This window comes from Paenibacillus canaveralius, from assembly GCF_047238265.1.
Taxonomy (GTDB): Bacteria; Bacillota; Bacilli; order Paenibacillales; family NBRC-103111; genus Paenibacillus_F.
The window spans coordinates 455473-478741 of sequence record NZ_JBDFMM010000001.1; the positions used below are offsets into that span (position 1 = coordinate 455473).

Annotated in this window: 20 protein-coding genes; 14 read left to right on the forward strand and 6 right to left on the reverse strand. The window is 56.1% G+C overall.

Annotated features, from left to right (window positions below; genetic code table 11):
• Nucleotides 1-48: 48 nt before the first annotated feature.
• Complete coding sequence (locus tag ABC395_RS02045) at nucleotides 49-1803, reverse strand: ABC transporter ATP-binding protein (RefSeq protein ID WP_413000373.1); 1755 nt, start codon at nucleotides 1801-1803, stop codon at nucleotides 49-51.
• A gap of 281 nt (nucleotides 1804-2084) precedes the next feature.
• Between ABC395_RS02045 and ABC395_RS02050 the strand changes: the two genes are divergently transcribed.
• The 8 genes from ABC395_RS02050 (at nucleotide 2085) to ABC395_RS02085 (ending at nucleotide 11847) form a co-directional block, all read left to right on the forward strand.
• On the forward strand, nucleotides 2085-3107 hold the full coding sequence (locus ABC395_RS02050; protein WP_413000374.1) for an alkaline phosphatase family protein: 1023 nt from the start codon (nucleotides 2085-2087) through the stop codon (nucleotides 3105-3107).
• Between the two features lie 481 nt (nucleotides 3108-3588).
• On the forward strand, nucleotides 3589-5181 hold the full coding sequence (locus ABC395_RS02055; protein WP_413000375.1) for an extracellular solute-binding protein: 1593 nt from the start codon (nucleotides 3589-3591) through the stop codon (nucleotides 5179-5181).
• A 93-nt stretch (nucleotides 5182-5274) separates the two neighbouring features.
• On the forward strand, nucleotides 5275-6240 hold the full coding sequence (locus ABC395_RS02060; protein WP_413000376.1) for an ABC transporter permease: 966 nt from the start codon (nucleotides 5275-5277) through the stop codon (nucleotides 6238-6240).
• A complete protein-coding gene (locus tag ABC395_RS02065; protein WP_413000377.1) occupies nucleotides 6234-7112 on the forward strand; it encodes a carbohydrate ABC transporter permease in 879 nt (292 codons plus the stop codon). The genes ABC395_RS02060 and ABC395_RS02065 overlap by 7 nt, the downstream gene beginning before the upstream one ends.
• Nucleotides 7113-7189: 77 nt before the next feature.
• Entirely contained in the window at nucleotides 7190-9469 is a 2280-nt protein-coding gene (locus tag ABC395_RS02070; RefSeq protein WP_413000378.1) for a helix-turn-helix transcriptional regulator, read from the forward strand.
• A 25-nt stretch (nucleotides 9470-9494) separates the two neighbouring features.
• Nucleotides 9495-9632 carry a hypothetical protein gene (locus tag ABC395_RS02075; protein WP_413000379.1) on the forward strand — a complete coding sequence of 46 codons (138 nt, stop codon included), beginning with the start codon at nucleotides 9495-9497 and terminating at the stop codon, nucleotides 9630-9632.
• A gap of 288 nt (nucleotides 9633-9920) precedes the next feature.
• The gene (locus tag ABC395_RS02080; RefSeq protein WP_413000380.1) at nucleotides 9921-10919 is read left to right on the forward strand and encodes a zinc-dependent alcohol dehydrogenase; all 999 of its coding nucleotides are present in this window, start codon (nucleotides 9921-9923) and stop codon (nucleotides 10917-10919) included.
• Nucleotides 10920-11256: 337 nt separating this feature from the next.
• Entirely contained in the window at nucleotides 11257-11847 is a 591-nt protein-coding gene (locus ABC395_RS02085; protein ID WP_413000381.1) for a DedA family protein, read from the forward strand.
• Nucleotides 11848-11913: 66 nt separating this feature from the next.
• Here ABC395_RS02085 and ABC395_RS02090 read toward each other — a convergent pair whose 3' ends face one another.
• Nucleotides 11914-13158 (reverse strand): cation:proton antiporter, encoded by a 1245-nt coding sequence (locus ABC395_RS02090; protein ID WP_413000382.1) that lies wholly within the window; start codon nucleotides 13156-13158, stop codon nucleotides 11914-11916.
• 145 nt (nucleotides 13159-13303) lie between these two features.
• Between ABC395_RS02090 and ABC395_RS02095 the strand changes: the two genes are divergently transcribed.
• Both ABC395_RS02095 and ABC395_RS02100 read left to right on the forward strand, forming a co-directional pair.
• Nucleotides 13304-14065, forward strand: a complete 762-nt coding sequence (locus ABC395_RS02095) for a MerR family transcriptional regulator (RefSeq protein ID WP_413000383.1) — start codon at nucleotides 13304-13306, stop codon at nucleotides 14063-14065.
• A 176-nt stretch (nucleotides 14066-14241) separates the two neighbouring features.
• Nucleotides 14242-14547, forward strand: a complete 306-nt coding sequence (locus ABC395_RS02100) for a hypothetical protein (RefSeq protein ID WP_413000384.1) — start codon at nucleotides 14242-14244, stop codon at nucleotides 14545-14547.
• 66 nt (nucleotides 14548-14613) lie between these two features.
• Here the strand turns inward: ABC395_RS02100 and ABC395_RS02105 are convergent, their stop codons facing one another.
• The gene (locus ABC395_RS02105; RefSeq protein ID WP_413000385.1) at nucleotides 14614-14952 is read right to left on the reverse strand and encodes a hypothetical protein; all 339 of its coding nucleotides are present in this window, start codon (nucleotides 14950-14952) and stop codon (nucleotides 14614-14616) included.
• A gap of 341 nt (nucleotides 14953-15293) precedes the next feature.
• Between ABC395_RS02105 and ABC395_RS02110 the strand changes: the two genes are divergently transcribed.
• The 3 genes from ABC395_RS02110 to ABC395_RS02120 all read left to right on the forward strand — a co-directional run bounded on the left by ABC395_RS02110 (nucleotide 15294) and on the right by ABC395_RS02120 (nucleotide 19238).
• Nucleotides 15294-15758, forward strand: a complete 465-nt coding sequence (locus tag ABC395_RS02110) for a ferritin-like domain-containing protein (RefSeq protein ID WP_413000386.1) — start codon at nucleotides 15294-15296, stop codon at nucleotides 15756-15758.
• A gap of 21 nt (nucleotides 15759-15779) precedes the next feature.
• Nucleotides 15780-15929 carry a hypothetical protein gene (locus ABC395_RS02115; RefSeq protein WP_413000387.1) on the forward strand — a complete coding sequence of 50 codons (150 nt, stop codon included), beginning with the start codon at nucleotides 15780-15782 and terminating at the stop codon, nucleotides 15927-15929.
• Between the two features lie 207 nt (nucleotides 15930-16136).
• Entirely contained in the window at nucleotides 16137-19238 is a 3102-nt protein-coding gene (locus ABC395_RS02120; protein ID WP_413000388.1) for a hypothetical protein, read from the forward strand.
• Nucleotides 19239-19286: 48 nt separating this feature from the next.
• Here the strand turns inward: ABC395_RS02120 and ABC395_RS02125 are convergent, their stop codons facing one another.
• A complete protein-coding gene (locus ABC395_RS02125; RefSeq protein ID WP_413000389.1) occupies nucleotides 19287-21137 on the reverse strand; it encodes an alpha/beta fold hydrolase in 1851 nt (616 codons plus the stop codon).
• 63 nt (nucleotides 21138-21200) lie between these two features.
• Nucleotides 21201-21782: a TetR/AcrR family transcriptional regulator gene (locus ABC395_RS02130; RefSeq protein WP_413000390.1), complete on the reverse strand. Its 582-nt coding sequence runs from the start codon at nucleotides 21780-21782 to the stop codon at nucleotides 21201-21203.
• Nucleotides 21783-21846: 64 nt separating this feature from the next.
• On the opposite strand from ABC395_RS02130, the gene ABC395_RS02135 reads away from it, so the two are divergent.
• The gene (locus tag ABC395_RS02135; RefSeq protein WP_413000391.1) at nucleotides 21847-22752 is read left to right on the forward strand and encodes a polysaccharide deacetylase family protein; all 906 of its coding nucleotides are present in this window, start codon (nucleotides 21847-21849) and stop codon (nucleotides 22750-22752) included.
• A 72-nt stretch (nucleotides 22753-22824) separates the two neighbouring features.
• Here ABC395_RS02135 and ABC395_RS02140 read toward each other — a convergent pair whose 3' ends face one another.
• Entirely contained in the window at nucleotides 22825-23253 is a 429-nt protein-coding gene (locus ABC395_RS02140) for a DUF4183 domain-containing protein (RefSeq protein WP_413000392.1), read from the reverse strand.
• Between the last annotated feature and the right edge of the window lie 16 nt (nucleotides 23254-23269).

The following is a 23269-nucleotide window of genomic DNA, read 5'->3' on the forward strand; positions in this document are numbered from 1 at the left end:
CCCCCTTTTGAATAGACTTTTGATCCTCAGCAGTAGATTTGCGGAAATTTACGCTTCTTGAAGCCGAAGCTGCTGCGAAGCGAACTCCCTGTACATCGAGTGAGTCTGGAACAGCTCTTCATGCGTGCCGCTTCCCGTAATATGTCCTTTTTCGATAAAAAGGATATTGTCGGCGTCCACGACGGTGGAGAGGCGGTGGGCGATGACCAGCGTCGTCCGTCCCTTCATCAGATTGTCCAGCGCCTTCTGGACGTAAATCTCGGACTGGCTGTCGAGGCTCGATGTCGCTTCGTCCAGCATCAGTATCTGCGGATTACGCAGCAGGGCCCGGGCGATAGCGATCCGCTGGCGCTGGCCGCCGGAAAGCTTGATTCCCCGTTCGCCGACTTCGGTATCGAATTTCTGCGGCAGCTCGGCGATGAACTCGTTCGCGTAAGCCATTTCCACGACCTTGTGCAGCTCGGCGTCGGTCACTTCCCGTTCGACTCCGTAGCAGATGTTATCCCGGATCGTTCCCGAGATCAGGGCACTTTCCTGGGCGACGTAGCCGATGTGGCTTCTCCAGGAGTGCAGCGAGAACTGCTCGATCGGCGTCTCTCCCAGCGTAATCAGGCCGCCCGTCGGTTTATAGTAGCGTTCCAGCAGCGAGAAAGTCGTGGTTTTGCCGCCGCCGCTCGGACCGACGATGGCCGTTACTTTGCCCGGCTCGATCGTAAAGTTCAGCCCGGATAAAATGTGGTCGTCTCCGTAAGCGAAGTCGACGTCCTTGACATGAATCGGGCGGGAGACGTTGTCCAGTTTCGTTCCCTCATACAGGTGTTCTTCCTCCTCTTCCAGGACGGTCATCATTCTCTCCGTCGCGCCCATCGCTTTCTGGAGATGAGTGAAGAACATGGTCAGTTGGGTGACCGGAATGATGATCTGGATCAGATACAGAATGAAGGCGACCATGTCGCCCGCCGTCAGCGCCCCGGACGATACGCGGACACCGCCGTAGCCGATAATGGCGACAAGCACGGCCATCAGGACGAACGAGATGAGCGGACTGATCAGCGCGTGGATTTTCGCTTCGCGCAGGCCGAAACGGAACAGGTTCGTGATACCCGTTTTTCCGCGCTCGTATTCGATTTCTTCGGCATTGGACGCTTTGACCAGACGTGTTTCGGGCAGGACCTGATTAAGTACCGCCGTAAACTTGGCGGTTTCCTCCTGCATGCCCCGCGAAATGGCAAACATTTTTTTGCCGAGCAGCATAAGCACCACCATGGCAACCGGGACCGCGAGCAGCATGACCAGCGTCATTTTCCAATCGAGGAACAGCAGGATAATGACCGAACCGGTAATGGAGAGCACACCGGTGATGCAGTTGGCCAGATGCTCGGTGATCACTTCTTTGACGAGCGCGGTGTCGTTAGTTACCCGGCTTAACATTTCACCGGATTCATTTTTATCGTAGAAAGAAATCGGCAGGTGAAGCAGCTTCTTCCACAAGCGGTCGCGCAGACTCCCTACCACATGATGGCCGACCCGGTTGAGCAGGTAAATGGACAAGCCGCTGGCCACCGCCTGCAGGATGAACGCCAGCGCCAGCAGGCCGATCTGCCACGGATCCATCGATTGAATCGAGAAGCCGTCCACGAGTTTCTTCGTAAATAGGGGGACGACAAAGCCGACGCCGGTCGTTGCCACGCTCATCACAAGGGCGGCGATCAGCAGCAGCTTCGAAGGATGAGTATCACGGATCATGCGGAGAAACAGCCGCCAGTTTCCCAAAGTTTTTTTATCTTGTATAGTTTCTTTCATCTCCAAAATTCTCCTCCCGCAAAACTGTGTGGCCACACAATCTTTTTCTGTGGTTTGTATTCCATGCCGTAAATTTATCATGCTTATATGAACTCCATATTAACTGGGAATGGAACGGGCGGCGCCGTTCTTCTATACGAAAGATTAAAACCCGTCTAACACGGGGCTAACAATAAGAACCTATACTGATAAAAACAAGGAAAAACACGAAATTCCATTAAAAAACCGGAAAATCATATGTTTTTTCTTGTTTAATTCTTAAAGACAAAGGAGTGGAATTTATGTTACACGTACGGAATGATTGGAAAAAGACGGTAAGCGCCGCCCTGCTTGCGGGCCTGCTTCTTCCGGCATCGCTTGCCGGAGCCGCCGTTTCGCCTGGGACGGGGACGGGGGCTGCGGCTTCTATCGCCGGGAACAACGCCGGAGGACCGGAAAACGGAGCGGCGCTTAACGGCGTTTCGAAGCCGGAGACCGGAGAGGCTGCTCCAGCCGCAGCGAAGAAGAAGAAGGTCCTCGTGATCGGACTGGACGGCACGCGTCCGGATGCGCTGCAAGCCGCCAACGCGGTCAATCTGGACGCGCTTGCCGCGAACGGTGCCTACAGCTGGACGACGAAAGCCAACTCCAACTATACGTGGAGCGCAACGGGCTGGTCCACGCTCCATACCGGCGTCTGGTACCAGAAGCACGGTGTTAAGGACAACACGTGGGCGGGCAGCAAATTCGGCCAGTACCCTTCCCTGATGAAGCGTGCGGAGCTTTACAACCCGGCTCTGTCGACGGCTTCCATCGTGCACTGGGGACCGATCAACGACAAGCTGGTAGAAGGAATCGACCTGGAGAAAACGGTCGCTACCGATGCCGAAGTGGTTTCGAATACGGTGAACCTGCTGAAAACCGGTAACCCGGACTTTCTTTTCCTTCATTTCGACGACATAGATCACGCCGGGCACACGTACGGTTTCAGTCCGAAGGTATCCCAGTACACAAAAGCGATCGAAGGCGTGGACGCCCAGATCGGCACGATCCTGGACGCGGTTAAAGCCCGCAGCACTTACGCCCAGGAAGACTGGCTCATTCTCGTCAGTACCGATCACGGAGGCAAGGGCACTTCGCACGGCGGCAGCAGCAGTGAAGAGACGACCATTTTCCTGATCGCGAGCGGAGAAAGCACCGTTAAAGGACAACTGACGGGAGCGACTTATCAGGCCGACGTTCTGGTCACGGCTCTTAAACATCTCGGCGTGCCGGTAAACAGCAGCTGGAACCTGGACGGCCGCGCGGTCGGTTTGATCCAGTAAGAGGCGGTTTCGATGCAGTAAAGCGGGCCCGAAGACTACCGCGCGGCGCCGCAAGGCGCATTCGGAATTTCGCGTGCGGGCCGCATATGGCAGTGAATGACCGGCCGCACGGTTCGGAAGCAGAGACCGGGGAGAAATCCCCGGTCTCTTTTGTGCGCACAGAGGAGAAGCACGGGTAAAACAACCATCGTCAAAGCATCCGGTGAGGTGTTTTTTTGTACGTCCGCGGCAGGCGCGCAAAGAACGGAAATTTTATTATTTTCTACCGCTTTATCATTTTCCACATCGCCTCTAGCCCTTGATTGTCAAGGACTTTGGTAATTTTGTGAGGAGAAGATGAGAAAAATCTACAGGTTTGTGAAAACGCTTTATTTACGAAATCTTTCCGCGCTTTCTATACTGGGATGTGCTGGGGGCGACAGAGCCGGACACCGGAACGCCTCAAGCGCAAATCCATCATTGAGGTCAAGGAGGCACAAGTATGACCCGTAAGCTTCTATCGACGTTTTTATCCCTGACGCTGTTTGCATCGATCGCATCGGCGTGCGCCGGGGGCAAGCAGGAGGGGGCATCTTCCGCAAATACGAAACCGGGTACCGCGGCCGCGGCAGACTACGGGGACACGGGCGGGCTCAAGCTTCCGCTGGTTGACGAACCCGTTACCTTGAACTGGATGCTGGTCAGCGACAATCCGGATTTGAGCAGCAAGCTTATCGTGAAGGAAATCGAGAAAAGAACCGGCGTCAAGCTGAACATCCAGGCCTATTCGTCCGCCAACTACAAAGATAAATTAAAAGTGGTGATGGCCTCGGGCAAGCTTCCGGACGTCTTTCACGGACTCACACCGGCAGAAGCCAATAAATTAGGTTCGCAAGGGGCGCTGACTCCGATCAATTCCCACCTCGACAAGCTGCCTAACTTCAAAAGCCTTTATGTGGATAACAAAGACAGCAGCTGGGTGATGAAGTCCTGGTCCGACGACAAGGATAACCTCTATACGTGGCCGATCTATAACATTAACCGGGATGTCAATCACGGCTTCCTGTACCGCAAAGATATTTTTGACAAGCTGGGCATCCCGGAATGGAACACCACCGAGGAATTTTATCAGGCGCTGAAAAAATTGAAAGAAGCGTACCCGACTTCTTATCCGTACGCGTCCAAAACAAAAGATTATATTTTCCGGGACTGGGCGCCGGGCTGGGGAATCGGCGGAGCGAGTTATCCGGCGGCCTACGACGAGAACGCGAAGGCGTGGAAGCTTGCTTTTATCCAGCCGGAATATAAGCAAATGCTCGATTTCATGAAAAAGCTGTACAACGAGGGGCTGCTCGATCCCGAATTCGTCACGGATACGGATGCGTCCTGGACCGCCAAAATGACGACGAACAACAAGTCTTTCGTCACGTTCGACTGGATCGGCCGTCTGGATTTGTTCCATAACCAGGTCAAATCCCAGAATCCGGACTACAACCTGCGCTACGGAAATCCGGTAGGACCGACGGGCAAAATCAAGCAGCTTTCCAAGATCGACAACTACGGCATCGTCGTATCCAACAACAAGAACAAGGAAGTGGCACTCAAGCTGCTCGATTACTTGGCCAGCCCGTCCGGGGCGGCACTGGTCACGATGGGCGTCGAAGGAGAGACCTTCAAGATGGAAGGCGGCAAGGCCGTCTACCCCGAGCTGAAAGACGTGCCGAACGTCGACATCGGCGTCCTCAAGGACCGCTACGGGCTCTGGCTGGAAGGGATGTACGTCCGTGCGGACAGCCGCAGCGTGTACTACAACTTTACGGAGAAAGAGCAGGAGGCCCAGGACAAAATGGTCAAAAACAACAAAATCGACGTGCTGGACCCCGTTCTGAAATTTACCGATCCCGAAACGAAGAAAATCGCCGATGTCCTGACATCTCTGCAGAAATCCGCCAACGAATTCAGCACTAAATATATTCTGAACAAAAATTACGGAGACGCGCAGTGGAACGAATGGCTGCAAACCGCCGAGAAAATGGGCGCCTCCGCTTACATCGAAGCCTACAATACCGCGCAGAAGCGGTTCGACAGCAAGTAAGCACGCTCTTCCGCGAGAAATAGAGCAAAGACGGACGGCATCCGCGTTTCTGGCGGGTGCCCCACCGCCTTGAAGGAGAAGGAGGTACCCTGCATGCAACCGGCACAACCCGGACTGGCCCGGACGGCGGCCAGCCAACCGAAGCGTTCCAAAGGAGCGGAGATTTTGCGGCACATTAAGAGGGACCGCCAGCTCCTGCTTTTGTTCATCCCCTGTATCGTCTTCTTTATCCTGTTCCGCTACGGCCCTCTGTACGGGCTGATTATCGCGTTTAAAAATTACAACGTCTATGAAGGCATCCTGGGCAGCGAATGGGTGGGACTGGAGCATTTCAAAGCGTTTTTCTCCAGCCAAGATTTCTGGATGCTGTTCCGCAACACGATCCTGCTCGGCTTGTTTACTCTCTTGTGGGGCTTTCCGTTTCCGATCCTGTTCGCCCTGTTGCTCAATGAAGTGCGCCTGCAATTTTTCAAAAAGACGGTGCAGACGCTAAGCTATCTGCCGGCGTTCCTGTCCGTCGTCATCATCTCATCCATGATTATCGATTTCCTGTCGCCGACCCGGGGGCTGCTCAACACGATGATCGAGGCGCTGGGTTTTAGCAGGAAATATTTCCTGATCGATCCCGAGTGGTTCCGTACCATTTACGTATCCTCGGAAATCTGGGCGACGATCGGATACGACGCCATCATTTATTTGGCCGCGATTGCCGGCGTCAGCCCCACCTTGTACGAAGCGGCGCGCGTGGACGGCTGTACGCGGTTCCAGATGATGCGCTACATCACGATTCCGAGTATTTTGCCTACGATCACGATCATGTTCATTCTGAAAACGGGCGCGATGTTCCGGATCGGCTACGAGAAGGTGCTTCTGCTCTACAACCCGATGACCTACGACGTGGCGGACGTGTTCTCAACGTATGTCTACCGCAAAGGTCTGCTTGAAACGAACTACAGCTATGCCGCTGCCGTAGGATTGTTCGAGGCGCTGGTCGCGCTCGTGATGCTGCTGGTCAGCAATATGATCAGCCGGAGAGCGGGAGGAAGCAGCTTATGGTAACCGCAAAGGGAGGCAAACTCCGCAAATTCGGCCTGTTCGATCTGATGAATGTGATCATTCTCAGTCTGATTGCCGCCGCAACCGTCTATCCGGTCCTGTACATCATCGCGATTTCATTCAGCGATTCGGCATACATCGTGCAGAATAAAGTGTTTCTGTGGCCCCGGGGTTTTAACCTGGACGCTTACAAGGAGATTTTGCAAAATCCGCGTATTCCGCGCGCCTATCTCAATACGATTCTGTATACGGGCTTAGGCACTTTCATCAACCTGCTGATGACGGCGGTGGCCGCTTATCCGCTTTCCCGAAGGACGTTCTTCGGGCGGAAATATTTTATGATCGCGATTGTGATCACGATGTTTCTGAACGGCGGCATTATTCCGACCTACATCGTCGTGCAGAAGCTTCACCTGCTGGATTCCGTTTGGGCACTCGTGCTGCCCAATGCGATCTGGACGATCGAACTGCTCATTCTCAAAAGCTTTTACGAGTCGATGTCCTCGTCCTTGCGCGAATCCGCGCTTATCGACGGCGCTTCGGAATACCGGATTCTGTTCAGCATCATTATCCCGCTGTCCAAGCCGGCGCTCGCTTCCATCGGCCTGTTCTATTTCATGGGCCACTGGAACAGCTTTTTCCTGCCGCTGATTTATCTCAACGACGCGAACCTTTATCCGCTGCAGGTGGTGCTCCGGGATATGCTTATTTTCGATCAGGCCAAGGAGTCGGGGCTTGTGGACCAGGCCGCGCTGACGCCGGAGGCGATGAAAAACGCGACCATCTTCATTTCGATGATTCCGGTGCTGCTGATTTATCCGTTCGCCCAGAAATATTTCGCCAAGGGCATTATGCTCGGCTCCGAAAAAGGTTAGAAGGGATGCCCGGCCGGATGTCGAAGATTAAGGGAACTAACAGCGTCATTTCCGTTATAGAGCGAGGGGGACGGAATATGCCGAGGATCCGCTGGAAAGTGAACATGGGGCTGCTGAAGATTTTTTTGTCGCTTTTGCTCGTGGCCGTTGTCATGTTCGCATCCAATTACTTGGTCTTCGAGAATTCGATTTCGGGTATTTATCGTCAGGTCAGCGAGAATAACAAACTGGTTGTGAAGCATGTCATCCGGTCGTTTGATCAAGCTTTCAAAGAGATGAACGACCTCATCTATTCGATCCATGCCCTGCCCTACAAGTCTTGGGAGGTGATGGAGGATGACCGGATCAACATGAACGACGTGTATCTGATGCAGAAAAACATGACGACCCTAGTGTCATCCATGGACTATCTGGAAGAGGTTGTTCTGTTCGAGAAAGGGTCCGCCATCGCGATTACGTCGCAGGGGACTTCGAACCTGGAGGCACTCTTCAACGAGCAGTACCGGCACGATACGTATAACGCGGAATACTGGAAGTCGTTTGCCGAGACGAACCGGACGCAGAAAGTGTTTCCTGCAAGCGCATTCAAAGTGAGAGTCGCCGACCGGCTTGTCCAAAACCGCAATCTCATCGTGCTGATGGGAAGCAACCAGATTTCGACGTACAACATTATGCTGCTGATCGACGTGGATAAGCTGCTCAAGCACGTCAACCAGACCGCGATGATGCAGGGCACCTCCCTGATGGTGATGGATGCCGAGCGCAACCGCATTTTGAGTACGGACCCGCAGTGGGATCTGGTGGAAATGCTGAACGAGGTGTATTTTAACCCGGGGCAGGAAGCGACGGTCAAGAGCCGGGATTACGAGTACCTGTTTTATAAATCTGACTATAACGATTTCATTTATATCGATAAAATGCCGGTGGAGCTGGCGGGCACCGCGCCGATAGTCGCCTGGAACCGGATGATCATGATCATCGCCATTCTCGCGGCGGTGGGCCTTTCCATCCTGCTCAGCCACTACCTGTACCGGCCGATCCGGGACCTGGTGCGCCTGCTGGGCGGCAAAAGCGCGGAACCGCAGGCGGATTACAGCCGCATCCGCAGCGGCATCGAGCAGATCCAGCTGGAGAATGCCTCCGTCAAAATCCAGATGGAGACGGTGCATTCCGAAATAAGGCGGGGCGTGTTCCTGCATGCCCTCGACGAATTTTCGCATTCGCGCGAATTCGAGAACCGGATGCAGCACATCTTCGCGGACTTCTTCCGGACGGGCCAGTTCATGATGGCCGCCATTCATCTGCGGCCGAAGGAAAGCCCGGAAGCCGGAAGCGAACCGCCGGCTCCGCTGCGGGCCGCTTCTTTGGAGCAGGCGCTGCTGGCCCTGCTGCGCGAAGCGGCGGAAGAAGCCGGAGGCCACTGCGCCGTCTTCCACGCGGGAAGCCTGCAGTTTCTGGCGCTGATCGGCCTTGACCGTCCTTCGGACCGCGAGCCGGTCATCCGGCGCATGGGGCAGATGCTGAAGCAGGCCGGGAGCGGACCGCTGAAGGACGTCACCGTCATGGCGGCCGTCAGCAGGCTCTATGCCTCGAAGATCCAGTACTGCCAGGACGCTTACCGCGAGGTCAAGCGGGGCCTGATGTACCGGGATCTCTCGGAGGCAAGCCCCGTCACGGATACGCAGGCGATCCGGTATACGTGGAAGGTGTACTTCCCGCTGCATGAAATCGAGAAGCTGTCCAACCACCTCGCGGGAGGGAACGTGGAGGCATGCCTTGCGATGATCCGCGCCATTCTGGCGAAGAACGCCGAGCGGCATGTCCACCATCACCAGCTCGTTCCCGTCGCCGAGTGCATGTACTATCACATGCAGCAGTACGTGGAGCCGGGCAAAGTCGACCGGCAGGAGCTGATCCGGCTGCAGGACGGCTTTATCCGGTCGGTTCATCACGCGGTGGATTACCGTGAAATCGAAACCGCGCTGGAATATGCCGCGCGCCGCTTTGCGGAATGGCGGAAACCGGCCGGCGACACGAAGCTGGAAGCGGAATTTATCGCCCAGTATATCAATACGCATTACAAAGAAAACCTGCACTTGGATCATATGGCCGAGCTGCTGGGCACAAGCCCGAAATATTTCTCGAACTACTTCAAGAAAGCGTTCGGCATCAATTTCGTGGAATATCTGAACAAAGTCCGGATGGCTCACGCCAAAGAATGGCTGAAAACGACCGACTGGTCCGTTGCGGAAATCGGTGAAAAGTCGGGGTATCTCAATTCGTCCACCTTTACGAGCACCTTTAAAAAATACAACGGCATTTCGCCCAGTGAATACCGGAGGAAGTCGATTTCCTGAACGACTTAAGGGGGCCGGGATACGGATGCCGGATGAAAAAAAGACGATCGCCCGCTTAACGGTATTGAAAATTCGTCTCGTCAAGCAACGTGACAACCCGGAATTATACGGCGCGAGCCGTTCCGATCCGGAAATTAGGGGCCTAAAAATTAAACGCGGCTGAGAATGCTTGGTATTAAAGATAAAGGCGGCGAATCGAACACGGCGTTAATTGTTTGGTCAACGGAACCGCAAGTCGAATAGTGAACAACATAACAGATCGAGCCACAGATGTGATCACAGACCGAACCCAAGACCCAACCCAAGACCCAACCCAAGACCCAACCCAAGACCGAACCCAAGACCAACTACACAACCTTTACCGATATGCCGCCAGGAACGGTACTGAAAAAAAGGACTGCCATGGCCGGACGTGCGGGAGGCTGACGAAAGCTAATGGAGGATAAAAGCAATGAAATGCGTTGCGGCACAACACGGAAACATTGTTCTGCGTGAACTGGAGGAACCGCAGCTTCTCCCGGGGCATATTCTGATCCGGACGGAATACTCCGCGATCAGCCCCGGAACGGAGCTGTCGATGCTCCGCCGGTCCGGCGATACGCCCGTCGAGCTGGGCTACAGCGCGGTCGGCATCGTGACGCGGACCGGCGAGGGCGTCCGCGGCCTGGAGCCGGGACAGCGCGTCGCCTGCTACGGCGCCCCCTACGTCCGGCACGCCGAGACGCTGGCCGTTCCGGCGAACCTGGCCGCCCCGGTGCCGGATCATGTCCGGCCGGAGGAAGCGGCGTTCGCCGGCCTGGGCGCCATCGCGATCCACGCGCTGCGTACGGCCGACCTGCGGTTCGGCGAATCCGTCGTCGTGGTCGGCCTGGGCATCCTCGGCAACCTGACGGCGCAGATCGCCTCCGCCGCCGCACTCCGGACGGCGGGGCTCGACCTCGACGCGGGACGCGCGGAACGGCTGCGCGCGGGAGGCGTCGAGGCGTTCGCCGGCGCCGAGGAGCTGGAAGCGCAGCTCCCGCGGCTGACGGGCGGTCTCGGCACCGACAGCGTCCTGCTCTGCGTGGGCGGCGACGGCGGTCCGCTGATCGACCGCGCGTTCGACTGGCTGCGGGACCGCGGATCGATCATCCTTGTCGGCGACGTGAGCGCGAATTTCTCGCGCGGCCGGATGTTCGGCAAGGAGGCCCGCGTGCTGATCTCCCGGGCGGGCGGTCCCGGGCGCTACGACCCGATGTACGAGCGCGATAACCGGGATTACCCCGTCGGCTACGTCCGCTGGACGGAAGGCCGCAATACCGCCGAGTACATCCGCCTGCTTGAGGAAGGCCGCATCTCGGTGGCCCCGCTGTTGACCGCGCTTCCGTTCGCCCGGGCCGCCGAAGCGTACGAAAGCTTCCGTGGAAGCGATCCGGCGCTCGGCGTGCTGCTCCGGTACGGAGGGGACTAAGGGCAGCTCAGACGGGGGCTGCCGTTCGGACCGCTTTCTTGACCGGAAGCGGGGGGCTTTTCCGCAAGGAGTGCCCGGCCTGCGGCGGTCATGAGACGGCCAGGCGGAAGCGTCCGGACGTTCTTTCGTGAAAGCGCCTTTTCGGGTAAACGATAAGTGAACGAAGCGAAACCGATCCTTGTCCCAAGGTGACGTTTCGCTTATTTGTATCTGCTTTTTTCGCGGACATAAATATTTCCGGTATTTCTCAGGTCCTCCATCAAAAAAACGTAACAATTTTAGATTAAGATTGGAGTCGGAAAGGTACTTATATATACACGAAGGAGGTCGGAGGGTGATGGGGGATCTCATCCTGGAGCTGGTGGACCAGTACGGATATACGTTTTTTTACGCGGCCCTGGCGCTGGGACCTTTCGGCATTCCGGTACCCAATGAAGTGACCGTGATGACAGGCGGCGTTATCGGAGCCGAGGGGCTGCTTAATCCCTGGCTCGTTTATTTATGCATTTTTCTGGGGTTGACCACGGCAGTCACGATCGGATTCTTGATCGGCCGGGTATTCGGCAAACGTCTCATTCACCGGCTGCGCGGCAAGGAAAGATTCGCCCGGTATTTCGCGTCTTCCGAGCAGCTTCTCGATAAATACGGCACGGCTGCGCTGTGCATCAGCTGTTTTATCCCGTGTGTCCGCTATATCGTGCCGATATTTATGGGCGCCTACGGCAAACGCTATGCCAAGTTCGCTCTGTACGCCTACAGCGGAGCCTGGGTGTGGACGCTTATTTTCTACGGAATCGGTCGGCAGTGGGGCGACAATCTATCTCAGTTTCTGCTCGTTCCGGAGACGAAGCTCGTCCTCGTTATCGGCTGTGCCGTTGCGGTTTTATTCCTGTTCTGGAGGAACAGGGCGAAGAAGTCACAAACTTAAAGCCGTCCGTGAAAGGGCGGCTTTTTTGCATGGAAATGAATTTGATTAAGAATAGGAGCAAGCATTTCAGCCTGCCTCCGTATCGGGACGATTCTTTTGCCGGCCCAGCCCCAATTTGACGACAAGGGGCTTGATCGTCAGGCCCTGGACGAGAAGGGAGAAAAGGACGATGCTGAACGTAAGGACAAGCACGTCGTCCCGCCCCGCGAAATCCTGCGGGAGACTTAAAGCGAGCGCGATGGACAGGCTTCCTTTTAACCCGCCCCAGTTCAGCACGCTTTTCCACGCCTTCGGGAAATCTTTCAGGAAGAAGACGCTCGTATAGAGGGCAATCGTTCTGCCGAGAAGGACGAGAATAACGGCTGCGGCAATCAGGCCCCATTTATCGGCAAAGTTGATGTTCCGGATTTCCAGTCCGATCATAAGGAAAATGAGCGAGTTCGCGATAAGCGTGATAACGTCCCAGAAGGAATGAATGTTCATGAAGGTTTTGTCCGACATGCCGATTCTGGCTCCGTAGCTCCCGAAAATGAGCCCGGCCACAACGACCGCGATTACTCCGGACACATGGAAATGCTCCGCGATGAAGTAACTTCCGAAGAAAAGCAGCATGGAAAAGGCGATTTCGAGAGGATAGTCGTCGTAAAACCGGATGAGCTGGGAGAACACGAAGCCGAGCAGTGCGCCTACAGCGATGCCGCCGAGAGCGAATTGAAGGAAAAGAAGCAGCCCGCTTCCCGCTCCGGCCCAGCCCATTTCGAGGTAGGTCAGCAAGTACACCGAAGAAATCTGAAACAGCACCACGGCGATCCCGTCGTTAAACAGCGACTCCCCTTCGATGATGGTCACGACCTGTTTAGGAACTCCCAGGGACTTGAAAATGGAGATGACGCTTATCGGGTCCGTCGCGCTCATTAAAGCGCCAAAGGTAAATGCCACGACGAGAGGCAGTCCGAGAAGGTAATAAGAAGCGAAGGCGATCAGCAGAAAGGACAGCAGGGTACCGCCGAAGGCCAGCGCGAGAACGGGCTTGCTTTGTTCTTTTAAATGGGAGAAGGGCAGTTTCAGCGTTGCGTCCCCCAGCAGGATCGGCAGAAACAGGGAAATGATAATCGCCTGAAATACATGGGATTGTGTAATGAAGGATTCGGCCGCTTCCAGGAAGGGTACGCGGACAAGTCCGAGCAGCAGCCCTGTCAGGACGAGGGCGATGGAGTAGGGCTGGTTTACTTTTTTAGAGACGGCAATAACGGCCATGGAAACCGCGAGCAGAACAAGAATTTGGATAAAGATTTCGTTAAAATGGTGCATGGGATAGGCTGTCTCCTTTTCCTTTTTGATCAGTATCCCCTACTAATACCCGGTTACCGTTAAAATGTATAAAATTTTTTTGAAGATTCGTCTTGACCCTCCTCTTGGAGGAGCCTTTAGACTTTGACAGGAAAGGAGGAATACCATGCGCAGCGATAAACTCTTGACCGTTAAGGAAACCGCACAGGTGTCGGGTGTAACGGTAAAGGCTCTGCACCATTACCACAAAATCGGACTTCTGCCGCCCCGGGAAATCAGTGAAGCGGGTTACCGGCTGTACGGGATGGAGGAGCTTCAGCGCCTGCAGGAGATTTTGTTTTACAGGGAACTGGATTTTCCGCTGGAAAAAATCAGGAGGGTGCTGGAAGATAAGCCGCAGCGGCCGGCTGTTTTGTCGGAGCAGGAACAACTGCTCACGGCGCGGAAAGCGCGGTTGGAGCAGCTTCTTCATACGCTGCGGGAGTCGATCCGGCATGCCTCGGAAGGAGAATGGATGGAGATGGCTGACATGTTCAAAGGATTCGGCAAGGAAGAGGAATGGAAAGAGGCGCTGTCGGAGCAGAATGAATATTTGAAAGAAACGTACGGATACGACCTTCTGGAGAAGGGAACGATCGACGTGGAGGCTTTGAACGAGCAGGCGGCGGAGGCAAAACGGTTTACGGACGGAATGGCCGCCGCACTCAAAAACGGCATCAAGTTCGATCACGAAGACGTGCGGACGCTGCTGCGGGATCATCTGGATTTCCTGAACAAAGCCGGGCACGCATTCGGGCCGCAAGATTACGTTAACCAGACGAAGTTTTTTATGACGGACGATTTTCACCGGCACATGCTGGAGAGCCAGCAGACCGGCTTGGCTTATTATTTGCATGCCGCCGCGGATGCATGGGCGGCCGCCGATTGACGGCGAAGCGAAACGTATCGCGGATAACCGCCGGGCGTATGTTGCCCGGCGGTTTTTTGCGGTATAATTAGCTTCTGGATTGACGCGGCCGCCATGCTTTTACAGCCCGTACAGCTCGTACAGTCCGTACAGCCCGTATGGCACGCATAATCATGCCCGGAAAGGGGAAGAACCGGTTGGCTTTCGGAGTGAAAAGAGAGGAACTGCAGCGCTGGAAAGAGGCGGTTTCAAGAGGAGACATCGCGTATTTGACACATTACTGGCTGGACCCGCGCTTTCCCGGCAGTACGACGGTTACGAAAGTCGGCTGTTCCGACCTCGGCCGCTTGTCCGACTGGTGCATTTCTCACGGACTGAATCCCGGATACATTCATAACCGGGCCCCGTTTCCTCATTTTGATCTGATCGGCCCCAGGCAGAAAGAAATTTTACGGAAAGAAGGCATTCACGATCAGCTGGAGCGGTTCAGGCTCCTTGATTGAAGCATGTCTGCCGCGTTCATACGGAGACAAACCCGGTGCGCCGGGGGGCTTCTTCCCGCGGATTCGTCAGCCTCTCCTTATCAGCGCTTCTATGAGCTCAGCCACGCTGATGTTCTCCAGTTCCTCCGCAACCCGGTCCGCTTCTGTTTTTTTGCGGATCGAGCCCTCCAGTACGATTTCAATTCTCTGATCCTTGTCTATCAGCACGGATAACACTTCGAGGGAATTCGTAAGCAGCCCGACCACGACCGCAAGCTGCTGCGGAGTAAGCCTGCTTTCTTTTTTCTTCTTGCCGTTGCCGTTGCCATTGCCATTGCCGTTTTGGCTGCCGTTTTTAGTGCCGTTACCGTTTCTGCCGCCGAATACGCCGCCGTTCCCGCCCGCAGTCCCATTCCCTCTTTTCATGGATCGTCACCATCCGTTTTATACTATAACCGTGCCGGTAACACCTCCACCCTCTTCTTTTCCGAACCCTGCTATAAAGGCAGAGGCTATGATAATCACAATGATAAACGTGACAATCCGCTTACCGTCTTCATTGTCCATGTTTTTCACCCTTATCCCGCAAGCCATTATTGTACAGCATATGTGCCTCCGGCGCAGGCGTGCCAAAAACGGACGTGATGACCGGTTTCGGACCGTACAGAGACCGGCTTCCGTAATCCTCCCGATAAGGCAGGGCTTTCACCTATTCCTCCGGATTGAATATCCTGATTCCAAGCAGAAGTCTGCAAGGAGGAATCAACATGTACGTTCCGGGTGCCGCCCGATTATATTCAACTCTTTATCCGTACCGGTACAACCCGAAAGATGCCGAAGTTATCGCGCTTATTCTTGAATCTATTCAAGGGGAGAGAAACGACGAGCTTTTTTATGACTTCCTGATCGGTGAAGCCCCTACCCGGCAGGAGAAGGAGATCATCACGGGAATCCGCGATGACGAGCGGAAGCACAGGCAGATGTTCCGTAAGCTGTATACGGCTTTAACGGGAACGAATGCGCCCGCAGGTTCGGAAAATAAGGAGAACCTGCCGGCCGGTTATCTGGAAGGGATCGAGAAAGCTTTGCTCGGAGAGCTTAAGGCGTTCGAAAAGTACAGAAAAATCTATTTGAACATCCGCCCGGAATACCGCGATTGGATATTCGAAATCATGACGGACGAAATCAAGCATGCGGGCTACTACAACTGGCTTTACGCGAAAAATAAATAACCGGCCGGACATTCGTCCCGTTTGGAGAACAAGCCGGAGAAGAGGCTCGCAGCCGAGCTCAAAGGCCGGGAAGAAGGATACAGCGAAGGCGGCAGGCTGATCCCGGGCCGTACGCCGAAGACGGTGCCGGATCATTGGGCCGGTGCCGCACAAACTTCTCCGGAAAGTTAACGCGCCGCCGGCCCTTACTAAACCCTTGCACCGCCGATATGCGGATGCAGGGTTTTTTTTGCCGCAGAAAAAGGTACATATCGGACAAACGCCCTGCACAACCGTAGGATCGGAGAACGGTTGAAGACGGGAACCGGTAAACATGAATAAAAACAAATTCCATATAATGGAACGTAGGAACGCGAAAACAGAAAGGAGTGATCGTCGTTGCCAGAGACTCAACCCGACCGGCAAATTTTTAGCGATCAGTCTGGTTCCGTCGTTTCGTGGAGCCAAGTAAAAGGCGGCCGGAAGGTCGAGTATTCCAATGAGCGCCGGCGGGGAATTGATTTCAAAGCGGGTGCTGCAGAATCGTTCGTCGCCAAAATGAATAATGTGCCCGTGTTTGCCCAAGTCGGCGGGGAAGCGGTTTTCCGCGCGCAGGCGCAGGCGCCGCTGGATTTGTTTGAAGAGGCCGGCGTAGCGGTACGGCTTCAGGCGGTTGCCCGTCTTGCGGCAGGGATCGGCCTGCGGCCAAGAATCTCCGTCAAGGATCTTACGGACGCTGTCGGGGGAATGCCGGATATGCAGGGTGCTCCGATGGAGATGTTCGAGCTTTTTCTCCAGGAAATTACGCTGCAGGGAGAGCTGCATGCACAAGCGGCCGTGGCAATTATGGCCTATGCCAATTTAGTCGCCTCCGGAACTTTTCTGGCGAATGGCGAATTCGGCAAACCCGGATTTCAGTATGTTTGCGAAGCCGGGTATGGATTTAAAGTCGGCGGCGGATACCGTGCATTCGTAGAGGTGAATTTCGATGATCCGCGCAAACTGATCGCCCGTTATGCGGAAGCCGCCATCACCAAAATAATCGCTTCCGCAGGTTCGGGGACGCCGGGCCTGATCCGCTCTCTTGAGGCTCCCGTAATCATCGGTTCACGGCTCGCTTACGAAATCGGAGAGCTGCCGCAGGAGAAGGCCGGTGAACGAAGCATCGCGGTTATCATCACGGAAGGACAGCGCTGGCTGCTGAAAAGATTCGCGGAGACAGGCGTGAACGGCACGGAGCAGTGGGCGGCCGCGAACCTGTTATCGGCGTTAACCAAACATATGGCGAGCAAGCCCACGCTCTATCCGTTCACCGGGCCTTTGGAAGTACAGGCGCCTGAAAACATAGCAAATGTGATTAATGCCGCACTGGGCCGGAGTCCGGGGACGCTTCTTTCTCAATCGGATTTGGCAGCCTATTTAACCGCAAAGCCGACGTTTGATGCCCTCCTTTCCCGCTCGGAAGAGATACGCCTTGTGCTGAACATTTTTCAAAACGCGTTTCCGGGCGATCCTCAAGCGAGCGCAGCCGCGATCTTCGGCTATAACGGCGGCTCCGACCCGTCGGTTCTCTTGGCCGGGCTGACCTCCGGACTCCAAGCCTTTGCGGAACAGCAGCTGGAGTCGCTGGCTTTTGTGCAAGCCGTCAAGCAAACCGCAGCCGGGAGCGGGGAAATGGGCGTCATTTTACAAAACGGTCTGATTCCCGCGCTTGAAATCGCGGCCGGTGTCGGGCTTCCTTATGTCTTGAATCAGGGAGGTTATGATCGGACCTTCGTCCGGGAAGCCCTTTCCTCCGCGCTGCTCGCGGTTGCCGGAAGAACCCTTGTCCGCATATTCAACGGGATTACCATGCATATACAAGGGCAGCTCGGCGGACTGCTTAATGAAGCGGCCAATCAGCTGTCGAATCCGAATGTCGTCAGGCTGCTCGATTTGACAGGGCCGGTCAACCGGTTTCTTATCCCGCCTTTACAGGCAGGGTTCAGGGAGGCGGCCGCTCAATTGGCGGATTTTATACCGCAGAGGGCATTCGATCAGATGCTTGTTATCTTCACCCCTATAGATGCCGGTTCTACCGCTTCGTTTCTTCAAAATTTGCGGAAACCGGACTGGACACCGAGGGGCGGCGATTTGGAGAAGTTGGCCGGTACGCTGCTGGAAATCCTGCTGACGAGAGCCACCACGTTTACTTCACGAATCATCGCGGTCGTGCTTCAAGCATTTCTTGAAGTTCTTGCGCAGGAACTCCGGGCGCTGTTCGAACTATTCGGCCGTGTTCTCAGCGAGGCCTGGAAGAACTTTCAAAACTTCATCCGGTCTGTCCTGACGGAGCCCCTCAGGCGTATTATACGGGGGCAGGCCGATGAGGTCATAAAACGGTTGCCTAAGCAAATCCAATCCCTCGTCGGGGACGGCGTAGACGCGGCTATCAACAGTCTGCTTCCCGAAGCCGTAATGAACCCGATCATGAACGAACTGGGCAAAGTTAACCTGGACCCTCGGAAGGTAGCCGATACGATGACGGGCCAAGGCAATTTCCCCGCCTTCACGGATTATGTGTTTCAAGAGATTTTTCAGCAGTTCAAGCGGTCGAATCTGAACCTGAATTTGAGCATCAAGGTGCCGATCAAGCTTCCGGGACCGCTCAGCGGACCGTTTTTCTCCGGCGGACCTGCCGGATACGGCGGTTTGGGCGGAAGTTTAGGAAATATAGGCGGCATAGGGGATGCGATCGGAGGGGGGTTAGGGGGCGCCATCGGAGGCGGTCTAGGCGATGTGCTCGGAGGCGGCCTGGGAGGAATTTTCACGGGGAATGAAAACCTCGGCGAAGCGCTGGATAAAATTCTGAAAAACGCCGGTATCGGCGGAGGACTCATTCCGGTCCCGGGCGGCAATCCCCTCATTCCGCTCGACGTCGTCCTGACACCGGAGCTTATCGTGAGTGCCATCCGGGAAGCCGTGCCAATAAGAAATTTGCAGGCATTCTACCGGACTTTGTTTTCGGACGCCGCCCCCCTTCTTCAAAAATTGCGGCAGATAGCCGAGTTTCAGGCGGCCATTCCGCGCATAATCGCCGATTTTCAAGTAAACCGCTCCTCCGGAAGGTCACCGGGTCTCGTTTATACGGATGCTCTCATTCTGCTTCGTCCCGTAAGGAACCACCGGAATGCCGGTGTTTTTGAGCTTCTCGTGCACTTTCCCGGCTTGAAGGAGCCCGTACCCGGTATTACCGGAACGTATCCGAAGATTTCGGTCGTTTTGGATCATCGTCAACTGCCGCTTCATACCTTCCAAACGGCATGGAACGAGAACGGCGGGATTCCGGGGAGGCCCCCCGGTCTCGTTCTCCGGCGCACGATTTCCCTGCAGGAGCTGGGCGGGGGAACAAAAACGATCTATACGGCCGCGACCGCGCCTTATCTCGGAAAAATCGAAGCCGCGACACAATTCAGGGTCACGGAAGCGTCTCTGCCCGGCGGCCCGCAGGCCGTCAACTGAAACAAAAAAGGATCACAGCCCGCGGGTAAGCTGTGATCCTTTTTCGCGTCATCCCCGGGCCGCCTCCAAAATCAGCTCGGCCGTCCGTCCGGGATGAGAAAGCGGAAACTGATGCCCGGCGCGGATTTCCGTAACGGGCAGATGCCGGAAAGCGGGCGGCAGAAAGTACTGCCGGTCGAGTCCGCCCCAGACGAGGCGGACTTTGCCCGCGTCCCACTTCCCGGGACTCAGGCCGAACGTCCCTGCGTTACCGAGAGCGGCCAGCAGGTCCGCGTTCGTTTTGCGGACACGGGGCGAAGCCAAATCCCGGAGCACGTAGCGCACGTACTCCTGCGGGATGTCTTCCTCGTCCGCAAAACTGCCGGATTCCAGCAGCTTCCGGACGAACTGCCGCTCCGTCATCCGCTTCAGCCAGGCTCCGGCGAGCCAAGGGACGGACGCTCCCGGCACGGGCCGGACCGGATGCAGAGCCGGCTGCAGAAGCACCGCCCCGCGGACATGGCCGGGCAGCCGCTCCATCACCTTGGCGGCGATCAGCCCTCCGAAGGAGTGGCCGGCCAGCACAACGGGCTGTCCCAGCTCCTGCAAGGCTTCGGCGACCGCCTCGACATACCCGGCGACCGCATCCCGGCCATGATGATAGGGCGAGCGCCCGAAGCCCGGCAGATCGGCGGCGTACACGGGATGGCCGGTCAGCCGGGAAGCGGCCGGGAGCAGCGGGAGAGCCCCGCTGAAAGTCCCGTGCAGGAGCACGATCGGGATACCGGTGCCCTCCGGGCGGGACCACACGGCGAGCTTGCCCAGCCGGTCCGGTTTGAATCCCGTATCCGGCAGGCCCGCTTCCCCGTGGGAGAGCCGGTAATCCAGATCGGCGACGGTGTAGGGCAGGCTTTCCCCGTTCAGCCCCGTCTCCAGCCCGTATTTCCGCTCCAGGGCTTGTTTGGAGGCGAGGGGAAAATCGGCATCCGCGATAAAACTCAAGGATTCCGCGGGAATGCCGGTTTTTCGTCCCCATTTTGTTCCCAAAGCCTTGATCAGCAGGGGAAGAGGCATCGCGCCGAGAGGCTTTCGGACCCGCATTTCTTTGGCGATCATAGCCGCCAGCTCGCGCATATCGGGGCTGCCGCTTTTTTCGTCCAGCAGAAAATAGGTGCCGTTCGCGGGCTTTTCTTCCCGGACCAGCGCCGCGATGAATGCGGCGGTATGGTCGGCGTGCACCATGGGCAGCCAGTGTCCGGCACCGCCGGGAGAGAGGGGCATCAGACCGCGCCGGACCGAGTCGACCAGGATGCCGAGGCCCCCCGTCTGCTCCGTAACGCCGGTGACGGAATCCCCGATCACGACGCTGGGATTCACGACGGAGAGCGGAATTCCTTCGCGGTACAGCTCCTTGCGGATATACAGGTCTGCGGCCAGCTTGCGGTTCTCGTAAGGAGGCTCGCCGGGATGCCCGATATGTTCGGGAGGATCGGTGTTTTTTTCGTGATAAGGGCTCTTGAAGCCTACCAGGTGAATAAAGTGCTTTAGTCCCCCGCCTTTGCGGATGCGTTTCGCCAGAGACACCATCTCTCCGCTGGAGCGGAAAAATACGCTCTCGGCTTCCTCCGGCCCCAGCCCGATGTCCATGGGACCGCCCATGTGCAGGAGAATCTCCGCCTGCCCGGCAAGCTCCAGTCCGGTATCGTCCAGCCCGAGCGAAGGCAGCGACAGATCGCCTTTCACGGGACGGATGTGCGGGGAATCCGCCAGTCCCTCTTTTTGCAGAATAGAATCGAAGCGGGTGAGAGACCGGACAAGGACGGTAAGCTGATGCGGTTCCCCATTCGCCGGAAGGGATAAAGCCCGGAGAACGTGCCGGCCGATAAAGCCGGTTCCGCCGGTGATAAAGATATGAGCCATTCATAAACACCTCTGTTTCTAAATAATAATACTACTAATCAGTACTAAAAATGATTAAAAAAATTACTTTAGCAGCTGGGCTAAAGCAGGAAGCACTTGTTGCATATAAGTGGAATCAGGGCTGGCATGCTGGAGGAAAAGCGCGCCTTCTATACCGGACATGATCAGAGCGGCCGCAGGACCCGGCTCCAGACTTGCTTTCAGCTCTCCGCTGCGGACGCCGTCCGCGAGAAGCCTTTCGAGGTACACCGTCTGTTCCCGGAAAAAACGTCCGATCCTTTCCCTCACGAATCCGGCCTCTCTTGAGGTCTGGACGTACAGGGTCAGAAACGGGCAGCCTCCGAGGAAGTCGTCCTCTTTCTGCATCAGCAATTCGCCGATCATCGCTATTTTCTGCGGGACAGCCGGTCCGCTCCGGGAGCCGGCTTCGCGGATCAGCTCCTCGTAACGCCCGACGAGTCTTTCCGTAACCGCCCCGAGCAGCTCCTCTTTGCTTTTAAAATGATAATAAATGTTCGTTTTGGATACTTTGCTCCCGGCTACAATTTCGTCCATACTGGTAAGGAGAAACCCTTTTGTCAGAAAAAGGTGTTCGGCGGTATCCAGGGCTTTGTCCCGGTTGGAAGTTCGTTTGGTCGTTTTCATATTACTACTATATAGTACTAAAACTGATTTCGTCAATCTTTACTTTCGGAAAGAAGGGGAAAAGATGAGTCTTGCGGAAGCGCTGGGCTACCGCCCGGATGAAAAACTGCTTATCGTCAACGCGGACGACTACGGCATGTGTCATGCCGCGAACGAAGGAATCGCACTGCTCCTGTCCGAGGGGGCCGTCTCGTCGGCGACCGTCATGATGCCGTGCGGCTGGGCCAAAGAAGCCGCGGAATGGGCGGCCGTCCATCCTCAGGCGGATGTGGGCGTCCACCTGACATTTACGAGCGAATGGGCGCCGTACAAATGGGGGCCGGTAACCCGGCATGGTAGCGTCGCGTCGCTCGTTACGCAGGAAGGTTACTTTCCCGCGGATTCCGCGTCATTCGAGCGGAGAGCCGATCCCGGCGAGGTGCGGACGGAGATCGTGAGCCAGATCGAGCTGGCGATGAGGATGGGCGTTATGCCGACTCATCTGGACAATCACATGGGAAGCTTGTACGGCCTGGGCACCGGGCGGGATTTCCTCGGTATCGTCTTTGATATATGCGCGTCCTACGGGCTTCCTTTCCGCATTCCCCGTTACGTGGACATGGGACTGGAGGTGCCGGCCGAAGCGGCCAAGCTGGCCGGGCTGCGCGCGGCTCAGGCCGATGCCAAAGGCGTGGTGATTCTGGATTATTTGCTGGGCCTTCCTTTTCATACGGAACAAGGGGAAACCTACGAAAGCTTCCGGGAAACCGTTATGGAGCTATTGAGGGCTCTTAAGCCCGGGGTCTCGGAGTTCATTCTTCATCCGGCTCTGCCCACCGAGGAATTGAAAGCGATCAACCCTCATTGGCAGAAGCGCGAGTGGGAATTCCGCCTTTTTCGCGATCCCGTCATAAAAGAACTCCTTGCCGCCGAAGGAATCCGTCTCATCGGCTGGTCGGAGCTTCAAAGATTACAGAGGTCGGTCCGTTAAAAAAAATCCCCCATCCAAGAGGAATCCGCCGTACTGCTTGGCCGGACGTTTCCCGCAGGGATGGGGGACGGATCAAGTATTCATCGTTGTCGTTACGGTCAAGTTCGGCGTTGACGCGGAAACGGACGTCGTGCCGGTATAGTCGTGAATTTCCACGATTACGGGCGTTCCGGGAAGCAGAGCGGCCGTAGCGATGACAAGATTTGTCGCGGACAGCGTGGAAAGATCCCCTTCCTGCAGCATGCCGTTCGCATACAGGTTATAGTAACCGCCTGCGGGCGGAACGGGGAGGGCGCCTGCGGCCAGGGCCGTACCGGAATCGTCCCGGAAGCTTGTGTCCGGGATCGTCGTCGTGCCTGCGCCCGCGTCGATCATCGGCGCGGTCACGACCGCATCGAACCGTCTCACGCTGTCGCTCACGGCCGTTGTGGTCGTCGTGGTGACGGTTCCCGAAATGACGCTGCTCGCCGCAACGAACAGCTTGATTAAAGATGGGGGCATGCGTAATCACCTCTTT